The following is a 12,409-nucleotide window of genomic DNA, read 5'->3' as shown; positions in this document are numbered from 1 at the left end:
GTACGAAAAGTTTTGTGGGAGCGGGCTTGCCCCGCGAATTCAGGCTTTGCTGCCGCGTTGCGGCAGATCGCGGGGCAAGCCCGCTCCCACAACGATGGATGACCATACTTTTCGTACATAGCCTAAGCCACGGTACGCGGTGGATAGATTCGTGTAGGCACAAAAGGAATCAGCGCAATCAAGGCAACGGCGAGCACGGCCATGCACAGGTAGAGGTCGGCAGACGTCAGCACCAGCGCCTGCTCATGAATGCGTTTGGCCAAGCCCGGCACCTGGCTGTCGGCCAGCGGCGAATTGCCCAGGCTGTCGACCAGGTGGTTGGAGTGAAAATGTCGGCGCACTGTGGTCAGCGCCTCGATCAGCGCGGCGGCGACCACCGAGGCCAGGCCTTTGACGGTGTTGAACCAGGCCGATGCGAAGGGGCCGTCCTGCGGGGTCATGCCGCCGGTGGCGAGCATCAGCAGCGGCAATACCGCCATCGGCTGGCCGAAGATGTGCAGCATCTGCAGCAGGTAAAAGTTGTCGCGAATCCACGCGCTGGTGAGCTGGCTGCCCAGCAGGCTCGACAGCGCCAGCATGCCCAGGCCGCAGGCCAACACCCAGCGACAGTCCACCGCGCGCAGGTTGCACAAGGCTGCAGTCAATGGCAGCGCCAGCAACTGTGGCACGGCCACCAGCAGCATCACCGGGGCAGTCTGCGCCGGGCGGTAGCCCTGGATCTGCGCCAGGTAACTGGAAGGAATCAGGATCGCCGCGGTCAGCACGATCAACACGCCGAACAAGGTCACCAGTGCATGCGTGAGGTTGCGGGTCTTAAGCATCTGCAGCTTGAAGAACGGCAACGGCTCGGACCACTCGTTGTACAGAAACAACACCAGCAACAGCAGGCCGCCACCCAGCAACCAGCAGATCAGCGGGGAATTGAACCAGCCCATACGGTCACCGAGGGTCAGGCCGATCACCAGCGAACAGATCGCCGGTAACCCCAGCAGCACGCCGCGCCAGTCGAATTGCTTGAAACGCTCCAGGCGCAGCGGGTCCTGCGGCAGGCCCCAGGCAACGCAGGCCATGGCCAGCAGCGACGGAAGCACGATCTGCCAGAACGCCCACTGCCAGCCGACGTATTCAGTCCATAAACCGGCCAGCGGTGTGCCGAGGTTCGGGCCAAACGTGGCGGTCAGGGCATAACCGGCAAGGCCATAGACCTTGATACCCGGCGGCAGAAAACGCAGGGCAACGCTCATCAGCATCGGAGGCAAAGCCCCTGATGCCAGACCCTGCAAAGTACGCAACAGCATCAGGCTGGAAAGAGTCGGGGCATAGGGCTGCAACAGCCCCAACAAGGCAAACGCGCTGATGGCACAAAGGGTAAAACGGCGCAGGGAAAACGTCGCCGCCAGCCACGGAGAAAAGGCCATCGCCGACACCGACGCAGCGGCATACACCGCGATCAGCCAGGCACCTTCATCGGCACCGATAAACAGGCCACCACGGATGTCGGCCAGAGAGGCCTTGGTGACCATCTCGTTGAGGCCAGCACACAACACCGCCAGCAACACACCCAGCAGCCCGACCACGATGCGCGGGCCAAACGCACTCGGCGCGGCAGGGCTGGCCACAGGCGCGGCAACGCTGGGCAGCGCAGTCAACGAACTCATGTAAGACATCTCCGGGGGGTAACAACTACCGGGAGAAGTCTATTGAAGGGTCAATGTTGTCGAAAACTGACATATCGGCAGTTTACTAGTGCAGCAAACGCATTCCGCGCGTTACGGGCTCTCGCTGCAACAGGCTTTGAGGGTCTGGCGCAACCAGCGATGGGCCGGGTCGTTATCGAAGCGTGGATGCCAGGCTTGCATCACCGTCACCCGCTCCATCGGCAGCGGGATGCGGAACGAACGCAGTGGCAGGCCGAGCTTGGTCACACTGGAGAGGATATTGGCCGGCATCGGCAGCAACAGGTCGGACTCGGGCAGGGAGAACATCGCCGAATGAAAACTCGGAGTGATCAGCGCCACCCGTCGTTGCACCTTGTAGTTGGCAAGCTCCAGATCGATCGGGCCGTTGGCGCGGCCACGCCGCGAGACACTGATCTGCGGATAGGCGGCAAATCGCTCGGGGGTGATTTCGCCGTCGAAGATCGGGTGGTCCTGACGGGCAAGGCCCACGTAGATGGTGTTGAACAGGCTCTGCACCTTGATCTCGGGGCCGAGGTCGATGGTCGAGCTGACCAGCAGGTCGGTGCGCCCGTCGCGCAGCACCGAGTCGTCGTCACCACCGCCTTCCGGTACAAAGCGCAGCACCGTATGCGGTGCCTGTTCGTGCATGGTGCGCAGCAACTGCGCGCCGTACAGGGCAATGAACAAATCGTTGGTGCGGATGTTGAACGCCCGATCCAGGGTCGCCAGGTCAACTTCCTCACGGCTGCGGAACACCAGCCCGGCCTGCTCGACCAGCGCCCGCACCTGATCGTGCAGGGCCAATGCCCGTGGCGTCGGCACCAGCCCGCGCCCGGCGCGGACCAGAATCGGGTCGCCGATGGCCTCGCGGATACGCCCAAGGGTGCGGCTCATCGCCGCCGGGCTCAGGTTCATGCGCCGTGCCGCACCCACCACACTGCCCTCATCGAGCAAGGCGTCGAGGGCAACCAACAGGTTCATATCCGGAATCTGCATGGGCGATTTTCCTTGGGCTAATAAACCGTGATGTTAACAGCTCGACAGCAGCCACCGAGTTGCGCCGCACACAACTACACAATGCATGCCGGGGCATTTATCCGCAGCGCCACCTGACCAACAATACCCGGCTAACCATTGGCCAGTGGAGCCGCGCATGCTCAGTCCCGTGTTGATCGCCATCGATGGCTCCAGTGCCTCGCAGACTTTGCTGGACCTTGCGCAACAGTACTGCCAGCCCGCTCGTCACCGTCTGCATGTTGTGTTGGCCATCGACGCAGCGTTTGCCGTGGGCGCCATCGGCGCGTACGAACAGCAAGAATACCCGGCGGCCAGCGACGAACAGCGGCATGCCAACCTTGCCGTGCAGTCGGTAGCACAACAACTGCGGGACATGGGCTTCGACAGTGACGGCAGTCTGGTTCAGGGCGAGCCGGTGACGGTCATTGTCAGTGAAGCACAGCGGCTCGGCTGCGCCTTGATCATCATGGGCCACCGCCACCTGAGCCGCCTGGGGCGCTTGCTTGATCCGTCGATCAGCAACAAGGTGATTGATCAGGTGGCGTGCCCGGTGCTGGTCGATTCGCGGTCTGTCTGAACAACTTATCGCGGGGCAAACCCGCTCCCACGGGGTTGGATGTCATCCTTCTGTGGGAGCTGGCTTGCCCTGCGACGGCTTCACCACCACCGTACAGGTGGTACCGGCAGCCAGCAAAAAGCCCTCCGGCACTTCGTCGATATGGATGCGCACCGGCACCCGCTGGGCCAGGCGCACCCAGTTGAAGGTCGGGTTGACGTCGGCGATCAGTTCACGGCTCTCCGGGTTGTCGCGGTCATAAATACCCCGCGAGATACTCTCGACATGACCCTTGAGCACTTCGCCGCTCATCATTTGCAGTTCAGCCTGATCCCCAACCTTCACCCGCGGCAGTTTAGTTTCTTCAAAGAAGCCATACACCCAGAACGAGTCTTTATCGACCACCGCCATTTTCGGCTCGCCGGTGCGCGCATAGTCGCCGCGGTGCACGTTGAGGTTGGTGACGTAGCCGTCGACGGTGGCAAGGATTTTTGTACGCTTGAGGTCCAGCTCAGCCGCGGCTAGCTGCGCCTGGGCATGCTGGTAGTCAGCCAGGGCCGAGTTGGCGATGTTGCTGGCGTCGTCACGGTTCTCGCGGGAGATCACCAGGTTGTCGAGGTCGGCACGTCGGTTCGCGTTGACCTTGCGCATCTCCCAGGTGGCCTTGCGTGAGGCCACCAGCGCCTGCGCCTGTTTCACCGCCACTTCGTAGTGCTCGGGGTCGATCTGCATCAGCAGGTCGCCCTTCTTCACCAACTGGTTGTCGCGCACCGGCACATCGACCACATACCCCGGCACGTCTGCGGCAACGTTGATGATATCGGCGCGCACCCGCCCGTCGCGGGTCCAGGGGGTGTTCATGTAATGCACCCAGAGCTGGCGGCCGATCACCACGGCAGCAGCCAGTACAAGCAAGGTGGCGATCAGGCTGAAAAACTTTTTCATCAACAGGGGTCTCAACGGTAGAGAGTCAGGGCGATGGATCCGAACAAGCAAATAAACAAGCACAGGCGCAGCAACGCCGGGTGCCAGAAAAAGCGGTAGCCGTCATAGCTGGCAATGAACCGGTCAAGGCCCCAGGCCAGCCCGGCGGCGAACAGGAACATCAGGGTCATGGTCGGCATGTAGACGCCGTGGAAGGCGATTTCACGAGGCATGGGGCAGTCCTTGGGCCGGGGCCAATGCAGCCAGCGGCGACTGGGGGTCGAGCAACGAGGTACGGATGAAATGCAGGTAACTCTGCACCCGGCGCAGGGCCGAGGTGTCGAAGTGGCGGGCGAACGGTTCGTCGGTGGCCAGCACGCGGCTGATGGCGTGGTCTACCGCAACCAGGGCACGTTCGTGGTTGCTCGCGCTCGGTTGCAGGAACAACCGCGCCAGCGCCCGGCCCATGACCCGGATGGCCTGGCGCCAGGGTTGCGACTCGGCATAACACGGGTGCACCGGCAGGATCGCTTGCTCTTTGCGCAGCTCGATGATCGCGTGCCCAACCTCAAGCACCAGGAACATCCAGCGCAGCAGGCTGCTCTGCACCTGCGGTTTACCGGCGGCCAGGCCATAGGCCTGGTGCAGCAGGTCGCGGGTACGGCTTTCAAACGCCGAGCCCAGGCCGCGCAGGCGCCCGGTAATAGCGAACAGCACCTGGCTACGCAAGTCATGCTCCAGGCGGCTCCACAACCAGCGGCTGTTCGGCGGCAGGATGATCGCGCCAGCGGCAGCGCACACCAGCATGCCGATGACCATGGCGATGTAGTCGTTGATGAAGTTGTACGGGTTGTACACCGTGAGGTTGTCTGGCACCGAACCGGTGGCGAAAAAGATCAGCAGGCCCAGACCAACCCCGGCATAGGCCGGGCGCGACGCCAGAAATGCACCGAGCACGAACACCGGCGCCAGCACCAGGCACAGCAACGGAAAGCCGTCGATCCAGGGGAACACGAAAAAGGTTTCGAAAAAGCCGATGAAGGCGCCGAGCAAGGTGCCGCAGGCCATCTGGAATGACATGCGCTTGGGGTTCGGCGACGCTGCTGACAAGCCGACGGTAGCGGCAGCGATCAAGGTCATCATCGCCCCGCTCGGCCAGGCGGTGAGGATCCAGAAGCTGCCCAGCACCAGCAAGATAAACGATGCCCGCAACCCGGCGGCCAGCGACACCATCCAGTTGGTTTGCGCCACATAAGGCTCGTCCCACTGCTCACGGGCATGGTTGTGCTCGGCCAGCGAGGCGTGGGTCAGGGCGTAGTTGTGCAGGTCATCGACAAAGCGATAGAGCAGCTCATAAGCCGTATGGAAATCGAGCAAATCGGCATCGCTCGGCCCGGTTTCGACATAAGCCGCACGCAGGCTGCGTACCCGCTCCGGCAAGCCTTCCTTGTAAGCTGCCAGTTGCTCGGCCAGGCGTGCCGCGTCCGGGCTGGTCAGGGCCCGCCCTGAGTAGGCGTCGAGCAGTTCGGCCAGGGCCGCAAGGCCGGGTTCAATTGCCGTGACGATCTGCAGCGGGCCACGCAGGCGCAAGCGCTCAAGCAACTGGTGCAAGGCGTTGAAGCGTGTGGTGATGGCCATGAACTCGCTGTTCATCCGCCCCAGACGGCCATTGCGCCGGCGCATGTGCGGGTCTTCGAAGGCAGTGACATTACGCAGGCTCTCCAGCCCGACCGCCTCGGCGATAAAGCGCACGTTGCTGCTTTCAAAGCGGTCGCGCTGGCTGTCGCCGCGCAGCCCCTCGACAACGAAACCGGCGAACACACCAAAGCGCTGATACAGGGCATTACGCATGGCGGCACTGGCCGACTGCGGCAGGATCGCAGCGCTGACCAGGGTCGAGACCAGAATCCCCAAAGAGATTTCCAGCACCCGCCAGACCGCCGCCATGAACGCGCCGTCGGGGTGTTGCAAGGCCGGCAGGCCGACCATGGCCGCGGTGTAACCGGCGAGTACGAAACCATAGGCCTGGAAGGTCCGGTAGCGCATGGCTCCGGCCGAGCACAGGCCCACCCAGATCGCCAGGCTCGGCAGGAACAACTCGGTGTTCTGCGGAAACAAGGCAATCAACAGCACCATCATCGACGAGCCGGCCAAGGTGCCGAGCAAGCGCCAGAAGCTCTTGGCAAACACATGCCCGCTCTGCGGCTGCATGACGATGAACACGGTGATCATCGCCGTGCGCGGCTGCGGCAATTCCAGGCGCATGGCCAGCCACAGGGTCAGGAACGCCGCGCTGAGCACCTTGAAGATGTACACCCAGGTCACGCCGTCGGTGCGTGCCCACTCGAAGAAGCCGCGGCGCCATTCCAGGCTTGCCAACCAGCGCCAAGGCAGTGTCAGTGCGCTCATTCGGCGTGGTCCGGCTTATCGAAAATCGCCAGGGTAGCCGGGGTTTTCGGCGCCTGTTGCTTGTCTTCGTCCGGCACATCATTACCGGCGCCCAAGCCACCGCCCAGCGCGGTAACCAACTCGGCGTGCGCACTCAGGCGCGCGGCCTGGACCTGCTGCTGGATCTGCTGCTGACGGAACAGCAAGGTCTGCGCGTTAAGTACATTGAGGTAGTCGGTCAGGCCACGCTGGAAGGCGATCAAGGCGATGTCGTAAGTCTTCTGCGCAGAAGCCACCGACTCGGCAGCAAAGTGCTGCTGCTCGTTCATCGACTCACGGCGAATCAACTGGTCGGCAATGCCCTTGAGGGCGTTCACCACGGTCTGGTTGTACTGCGCCACCGCGATGTCATAACCGGCCGAGGCCACACCCAATTGCGAACGCAGCCTGCCGCCATCGAATACCGGCAGGCTGATGGCCGGGCCGACGTTGTAGTTGAACTTGCGTCCGGTGAGAAACTCCAGCGCCCCCCCGCCGGTGGCCATGAAGCCGAGGCCACCGACCAAGTCGACGTTGGGGAAGAAACCGGCGTGGGCGACATCGATACCGCGCGCCTGCGCCGCCACTTGCCAACGGCTGGCGACCACGTCCGGACGCTGGCCGACCAATTCTGCAGGCAACGCCGAGGGCAGTTTCAAAGGCGCGCCAAGGGCCAGTTGCGGACGCTGCAATTGTGCGCCCTCGCCCGGCCCTTTACCGGCCAATGCGGCCAGCTGGTTACGCGCCAGGGCGATTTCTTCATTCAAGGCATCGAGCTGACGATGGGTTTCCGGCAGCGGGGTTTGCGCCTGACTGACTTCGAAATGGGTACCGATGCCACCAGCCAGACGCCGTTCGGCCAGGGCCAGAATCTGCTCTTGCTGCGCCAGTTCGGCTTTGACGATATCGCGCTGGGCAAAGTGCAGCGACAGCTGGATGTACACCTTGACGATGTTGTTCTGCAGCTCAAGCTGCGCCTGGCGTAGCTGCGCCGCACTCATGTGGGCCATGTCCACGGCCTGCTCACTGGCATTGCGCTCACGGCCCCAGAGGTCGAGGGCGTAGCTGAAGCCCAGCGCGGCGTTGTTGTCCCAGGTGTTGGCGCCCGACAAGGCGCCCGGGCCATAGAACTGATCTTCCGGCCAGTTATGGCGCTTGAGGGTCGACTCGCCATTAACCTGCAGTTTTTCGGCCGACTCGACCACGCCGGCCATGGCCTTGGCCTCACGCACCCGGGCGGCGGCCATGGCCAGGCTCGGGCTGTTGTCCACGGCCAAGGCGATCCAGCGGTCCAGTTGTGGGTCGCCATAGGCGCGCCACCACTGCTGGTCAGGCCAGTGGGCATCCTTGCCGGCCTCACGGATCGCCTCGGAGGTGGTCAGGGTATTGGCTTGCAGCGTCTTGCTTTGCGGGGCAATGCCCCAGGTTCCGATACAGCCGCTCAAGGTCAAGCTAAAGGCACAGACACTGAGCGCATTGAGCGCTCTGATGATGCGACGCGGCACAGCTGCGAATTCCTGACGTAATAGGTGGATGACGCTTGGAGACGCAATTCTAGGGGGCCGCTGCACTGGCGATAAGCGTGTATTACTGCGAATCTTTGTTACGAAAACAGCGATAATCCGGCTTTAGTCTGAAGACCGCCTCGGTTACTTCATGTCACAATTTGTCGTCTACTTTGAGAGCGACCCATGGACACCCTGCAAAACATGCGTGCTTTTAGTTGCGTAGCGCAAGTCGGCAGCTTCACTGCCGCAGCCGTGCAACTGGATACGACCACCGCCAACGTCTCGCGGGCGGTCTCCAATCTTGAAGCCCATCTGCAAACGCGCCTGCTCAACCGCACCACCCGACGTATCGCCCTGACCGAAGCGGGCAAGCGTTACCTGATGCGTTGTGAACAGATTCTTACCTATGTCGAAGAAGCCGAGGCCGAGGCCAGCGACGCCCATGCCCGTCCGGCCGGGCAGTTGAAGGTGCATTCAATGACGGGCGTTGGCCAGCATTTCGTCATCGATGCGATTGCCCGCTACCGCGAAACCCACCCGGACGTAACCTTCGACCTGACCATGGCCAACCGTGTGCCGGACCTGCTCGACGAAGGCTACGACGTGTCCATCGTACTGGCCAGCGAGCTGCCGGACTCGGGCTTTGTCTCCCAGCGCCTGGGCATTACCTACAGCATCGTCTGCGCCTCGCCCGACTACGTGAAACAGCACGGCGTCGCGCATAAACCCAGCGACTTGCTCAAGCACGCCTGCTTGCGCATGGTCAGCCCGGTGATCCCTCTGGAGAAATGGCTGTTCGACGGCCCGGAAGGCCAGGAGATGGTCAACATCACCCAGGCGCCATTCCAGGTGAATTCGGCCGACGCGATGAAAACCGCGATCCGCAGTGGCATGGGCGTTGGCGTATTGCCGATTTATTCGGCCATAGACGGGCTGCGTGACGGCTCGCTGGTACGGGTCATGCCGGACTACCGCCTGCAGGAGCTGAACCTGTATGCGATCTACCCGTCGCGCCAGTACCTGGATGCCAAGATCAAAACCTGGGTTGAGTACCTGCGCAACTCATTGCCGGAAATCCTCGCCGCCCACGAGGCCGACCTCAAGACCCACGAGTTGCTGATCGCCAACTGACATCTGGCCGGGCTGCCCTCGGTGGGAGCGGGCTTGCCCCGCGATTGCGGTGTGTCATTGAAACTGCTTCGCGGGTCAAGCCCGCTCCTACCAGGGGTCAGTACAGAAATCTTGCTGCACAGAGGCAGTGGAGAATGATAGCGTGCTACCCATTCTCCCCCGCCAGCAGAGATTTCGTCGATGAAAAAGACCGTACTTGCCTTCAGCCGCATCACCCCGGCGATGGTCGAACGCCTGCAGCAAGATTTCAACGTAATCGTCCCCAACCCCAAGCTCGGCGATATCAGCGCGCAGTTCAATGAAGCCTTGCCCGAAGCGCACGGTCTGATCGGTGTGGGCCGCAAGCTCGGTGAAGCGCAATTGGCCGCTGCCGCCAAGCTGGAAGTGGTGTCGAGTGTTTCGGTGGGCTACGACAACTACGACCTGAACTACCTCAATGCACGCGGCATTGCCCTGACCAACACCCCCGACGTACTCACCGAAAGCACCGCCGACCTGGGCTTTGCCCTGCTCATGGGCAGCGCCCGGCGCGTCGCCGAACTCGACGCCTGGACCAAGGCCGGGCAATGGCAGGGCACCGTAGGCCCGGCGCAGTTCGGCAGCGATGTGCATGGCAAAACCCTTGGTATTGTCGGCCTGGGTAATATCGGTGCGGCCATCGCTCGCCGTGGCCGCTTTGGCTTCAACATGCCGATCATCTACAGCGGCAATTCACGCAAGACCGCGCTGGAACAGGAACTCGGCGCCCAGTTCCGCAGCCTCGACGAGTTGCTGGCCGAAGCCGATTTCGTGTGCCTGGTGGTGCCACTGGGCGCGCAGACCAAGCACCTGATCAGCAGCCGCGAACTGCAACTGATGAAACCCAGCGCGTTCCTGATCAACGTGTCCCGTGGCCCGGTGGTTGACGAAGCGGCACTGGTGGAAGCCCTGCGCAACGGCACCATTCGCGGCGCTGGCCTGGACGTGTACGAGAAAGAGCCGCTGGCCGAATCGCCGCTGTTCCAGCTGCCCAATGCCCTGACCTTGCCGCACGTGGGCTCGGCCACCGCCGAAACCCGTGACGCCATGGCCAACCGCGCCATCGACAACCTGCGCAGCGCCCTGCTGGGTGAGCGGCCGCGGGATTTGGTTAACCCGCAGGTCTGGAAGTAATAGCCTTGTAGGAGCGGGCTTGCCCCGCGATCGCGATCTGTCTGTCACGTCGCCTCGCGCTGTAGGAGCGGGCTTGCCCTGCGATTGCGGTCTGTCTGTCACATCGCCTCGCGGGGCAAGCCCGCTCCTACAGGCTTGGGTTTTCTGAACACCAGCACATTGCCCAACATCACCAGCACCAACCCCGCTAAGGCCGGGGCTGTCCACTGATAGCCCTCATACAACGCCGATACATTCAACGCCACCAGCGGGAACAGCACGGTGCAATACGCCGCACGCTCCGGCCCCATGCGCCCGACCAACGTCAGGTAGGCGGTAAAACCGATCACCGACCCCGGAATCACCAGGTACAGCAACGAGCCGATGTAGCGCGTGTTCCATTCCATATCGAACGGAATGCCGCTAACCAGGCAGTACGCCGCCAGCATCCCGGCCCCGTACAGCATGCCCCAGGCGTTGGTGGTCATCGGCCGCAAACCGGCCTTCTGCTGCAAGCTCGAGAGCATGTTGCCGGCCGAAAAACACAAGGTGCCGAGCAAGGCCAGGGCCAGGCCAATCACGGTTTCACGGCTGGCGGTATGGCCCGCCAGCTCCGGCCAGAACAACAGGCCCAAGCCGATCAAACCCAACGCCCCGCCACCCAGGACATTAGCGGCAATCTTCTGGCCGAAAAATACCCGCGCGTTCAGCGCATTCCACAAGGTGGCGGTGGAGAACACCACGGCAATCAGGCCACTGGGAATCCACTGGCTGGCGGTGAGAAAGCACATGAAATTCACGCAGAACAGGCAAAAGCCCTGCGCCAAGCAGATCCCGTGGCCACGCCGGTTCATCGGCTGCAGACGCCGGCTGAGCAGCAGGATGGCAAACAGAATCAGCCCCGCCAGGGCGAAGCGATAAACAATCGACACCGGAATGGCGACCACGCCCAACTGCAGTTTCAGGGCGATCCAGGTGGTACCCCAGATCAATACGGTGAGCAGATACAACGACAGGTTCATGGCCACACTCCTCGACTTCAGGCCTTAAGTCTCCTGCCGTCAGCAGCGTGCGCGCTTGCAGATTCTTGCGCTTTTACATGTACCACTGCTGTCAGACGTTGCCCGCCAGCGTAGGATGGCGGTCAGAGGAGTCGCTGATGAACGCATTGGATCAACTGCAAGTTTTCAAAGCCATGCACGACTCGCCCCACGCCCGTCTGGAACACAGCGCGCAACTGGGCGATGGCCTGGCCGCAGCCCTGTGGAACAACCGCCACGATGCCCGCGACTACGAAGCGCCGACGCACCACACCTTGTCGTGCTATATCGCCGACGGCACCGGCACCTTCCGCCGCGATCAGCCCAGCCACAAAGGCGCGCCAGACAAGCTGTGCATCATGCCCGCAGGCTCGGCGTCGCATTGGGTGGTCAATGGCTCGATCCGCCTGGCCCACCTGTACATCAGCCAGGAACAGTTCGCCCTCGGTTGCATCCGCCTGCTCGACCGCGAACCGCGCGAATTGCAATTGCAGGAAGCGACCTTCCTCGACGACCCCGCGCAGGCGCAGCGTTTTCGTGACTTGATTGCCATGGAATGGGACGAACCGGGCGAACGCCTGCTGACCAGCACCCTGGCCCACGAGATTCTCGACCATGCCGTGCTCAGCCAGGTTGGCCTGCGTCAGGGCTTGCGCCTCAAAGGTGGCCTGGCCGCGCATCAACGCCGTCTACTGAGTGATTACGTGGAAGCGCATCTCGACCAGCCGCTGAGCCTGGGTGAGCTGGCGGCACTGTGCAACCTATCCGAATACCACTTCGCGCGGATGTTCCGTGCCAGCTTCGGCCTGCCGCCGCACCAATACCTGTTGGCGCGGCGCCTGGCCACGGCACGGCAGTTGTTGCGCTTCGGCGACCTGGCCCTGGGCGACATCGCCCTGCGCTGCGGCTTCGCCAGTGCCAGCCATTTCAGTAACCGCTTTCGCCAGGCGCTAGGCGCGACGCCCGGTGAGTACCGGGCAGCCTTCCGGCCATAAG

General features: G+C 62.7%; 11 protein-coding genes. 4 read left to right on the top strand and 7 right to left on the bottom strand.

Annotated elements, in window-relative coordinates:
• Positions 1 to 122 precede the first annotated feature (122 nt).
• Together ACVWSC_RS04710 and ACVWSC_RS04705 are read right to left on the bottom strand one after the other, a co-directional pair.
• A complete protein-coding gene (locus tag ACVWSC_RS04710; RefSeq protein ID WP_442112269.1) occupies positions 123 to 1,658 on the bottom strand; it encodes an MFS transporter in 1,536 nt (511 codons plus the stop codon).
• Positions 1,659 to 1,769: 111 nt separating this feature from the next.
• On the bottom strand, positions 1,770 to 2,675 hold the full coding sequence (locus ACVWSC_RS04705; protein ID WP_442112268.1) for a LysR family transcriptional regulator: 906 nt from the start codon (positions 2,673 to 2,675) through the stop codon (positions 1,770 to 1,772).
• A gap of 157 nt (positions 2,676 to 2,832) precedes the next feature.
• On the opposite strand from ACVWSC_RS04705, the gene ACVWSC_RS04700 reads away from it, so the two are divergent.
• On the top strand, positions 2,833 to 3,273 hold the full coding sequence (locus ACVWSC_RS04700; protein ID WP_442112267.1) for a universal stress protein: 441 nt from the start codon (positions 2,833 to 2,835) through the stop codon (positions 3,271 to 3,273).
• Positions 3,274 to 3,315: 42 nt separating this feature from the next.
• Here the strand turns inward: ACVWSC_RS04700 and ACVWSC_RS04695 are convergent, their stop codons facing one another.
• Genes ACVWSC_RS04695 through ACVWSC_RS04680 form a run of 4 tightly spaced genes read right to left on the bottom strand, consistent with a single transcriptional unit; the run spans position 3,316 to position 8,108 of the window.
• Positions 3,316 to 4,197, bottom strand: a complete 882-nt coding sequence (locus tag ACVWSC_RS04695) for an efflux RND transporter periplasmic adaptor subunit (protein ID WP_442112266.1) — start codon at positions 4,195 to 4,197, stop codon at positions 3,316 to 3,318.
• Positions 4,198 to 4,208: 11 nt separating this feature from the next.
• Positions 4,209 to 4,409: a DUF1656 domain-containing protein gene (locus ACVWSC_RS04690; RefSeq protein ID WP_442112265.1), complete on the bottom strand. Its 201-nt coding sequence runs from the start codon at positions 4,407 to 4,409 to the stop codon at positions 4,209 to 4,211.
• Entirely contained in the window at positions 4,399 to 6,585 is a 2,187-nt protein-coding gene (locus tag ACVWSC_RS04685; RefSeq protein ID WP_442112264.1) for an FUSC family protein, read from the bottom strand. Before ACVWSC_RS04685 ends, ACVWSC_RS04690 begins: the two co-directional genes overlap by 11 nt.
• Positions 6,582 to 8,108: an efflux transporter outer membrane subunit gene (locus ACVWSC_RS04680; protein WP_442112263.1), complete on the bottom strand. Its 1,527-nt coding sequence runs from the start codon at positions 8,106 to 8,108 to the stop codon at positions 6,582 to 6,584. The genes ACVWSC_RS04685 and ACVWSC_RS04680 overlap by 4 nt, the downstream gene beginning before the upstream one ends.
• A gap of 186 nt (positions 8,109 to 8,294) precedes the next feature.
• Here ACVWSC_RS04680 and ACVWSC_RS04675 point away from each other — a divergent pair, with 186 nt between their 5' ends.
• Positions 8,295 to 9,242, top strand: coding sequence for a LysR family transcriptional regulator (locus ACVWSC_RS04675; protein WP_442112262.1), 948 nt, complete (start codon positions 8,295 to 8,297; stop codon positions 9,240 to 9,242).
• Between the two features lie 180 nt (positions 9,243 to 9,422).
• Positions 9,423 to 10,394, top strand: coding sequence for a 2-hydroxyacid dehydrogenase (locus ACVWSC_RS04670; RefSeq protein WP_442112261.1), 972 nt, complete (start codon positions 9,423 to 9,425; stop codon positions 10,392 to 10,394).
• Positions 10,395 to 10,492: 98 nt separating this feature from the next.
• Here ACVWSC_RS04670 and ACVWSC_RS04665 read toward each other — a convergent pair whose 3' ends face one another.
• A complete protein-coding gene (locus ACVWSC_RS04665) occupies positions 10,493 to 11,395 on the bottom strand; it encodes a DMT family transporter (RefSeq protein ID WP_442112260.1) in 903 nt (300 codons plus the stop codon).
• A 137-nt stretch (positions 11,396 to 11,532) separates the two neighbouring features.
• Between ACVWSC_RS04665 and ACVWSC_RS04660 the strand changes: the two genes are divergently transcribed.
• On the top strand, positions 11,533 to 12,408 hold the full coding sequence (locus tag ACVWSC_RS04660; protein ID WP_442112259.1) for a helix-turn-helix domain-containing protein: 876 nt from the start codon (positions 11,533 to 11,535) through the stop codon (positions 12,406 to 12,408).
• Position 12,409 lies beyond the last annotated feature (1 nt).

It is taken from the genome of Pseudomonas sp. NUPR-002 (assembly GCF_056322725.1).
This window is presented reverse-complemented; position numbering and strand designations above follow the sequence as displayed.

Excerpts from the sequence above, each read along its gene's own strand:
- ACVWSC_RS04690 (WP_442112265.1), bottom strand. The coding sequence starts at position 4,409 with ATGCCTCGTGAAATCGCCTTCCACGGCGTCTACATGCCGACCATGACC.
- ACVWSC_RS04700 (WP_442112267.1), top strand. The coding sequence starts at position 2,833 with ATGCTCAGTCCCGTGTTGATCGCCATCGATGGCTCCAGTGCCTCGCAG.
- ACVWSC_RS04695 (WP_442112266.1), bottom strand. The coding sequence starts at position 4,197 with ATGAAAAAGTTTTTCAGCCTGATCGCCACCTTGCTTGTACTGGCTGCT.
- ACVWSC_RS04685 (WP_442112264.1), bottom strand. The coding sequence starts at position 6,585 with ATGAGCGCACTGACACTGCCTTGGCGCTGGTTGGCAAGCCTGGAATGG.
- ACVWSC_RS04710 (WP_442112269.1), bottom strand. The coding sequence starts at position 1,658 with ATGAGTTCGTTGACTGCGCTGCCCAGCGTTGCCGCGCCTGTGGCCAGC.
- ACVWSC_RS04705 (WP_442112268.1), bottom strand. The coding sequence starts at position 2,675 with ATGCAGATTCCGGATATGAACCTGTTGGTTGCCCTCGACGCCTTGCTC.
- ACVWSC_RS04665 (WP_442112260.1), bottom strand. The coding sequence starts at position 11,395 with ATGAACCTGTCGTTGTATCTGCTCACCGTATTGATCTGGGGTACCACC.
- ACVWSC_RS04670 (WP_442112261.1), top strand. The coding sequence starts at position 9,423 with ATGAAAAAGACCGTACTTGCCTTCAGCCGCATCACCCCGGCGATGGTC.
- ACVWSC_RS04660 (WP_442112259.1), top strand. The coding sequence starts at position 11,533 with ATGAACGCATTGGATCAACTGCAAGTTTTCAAAGCCATGCACGACTCG.
- ACVWSC_RS04675 (WP_442112262.1), top strand. The coding sequence starts at position 8,295 with ATGGACACCCTGCAAAACATGCGTGCTTTTAGTTGCGTAGCGCAAGTC.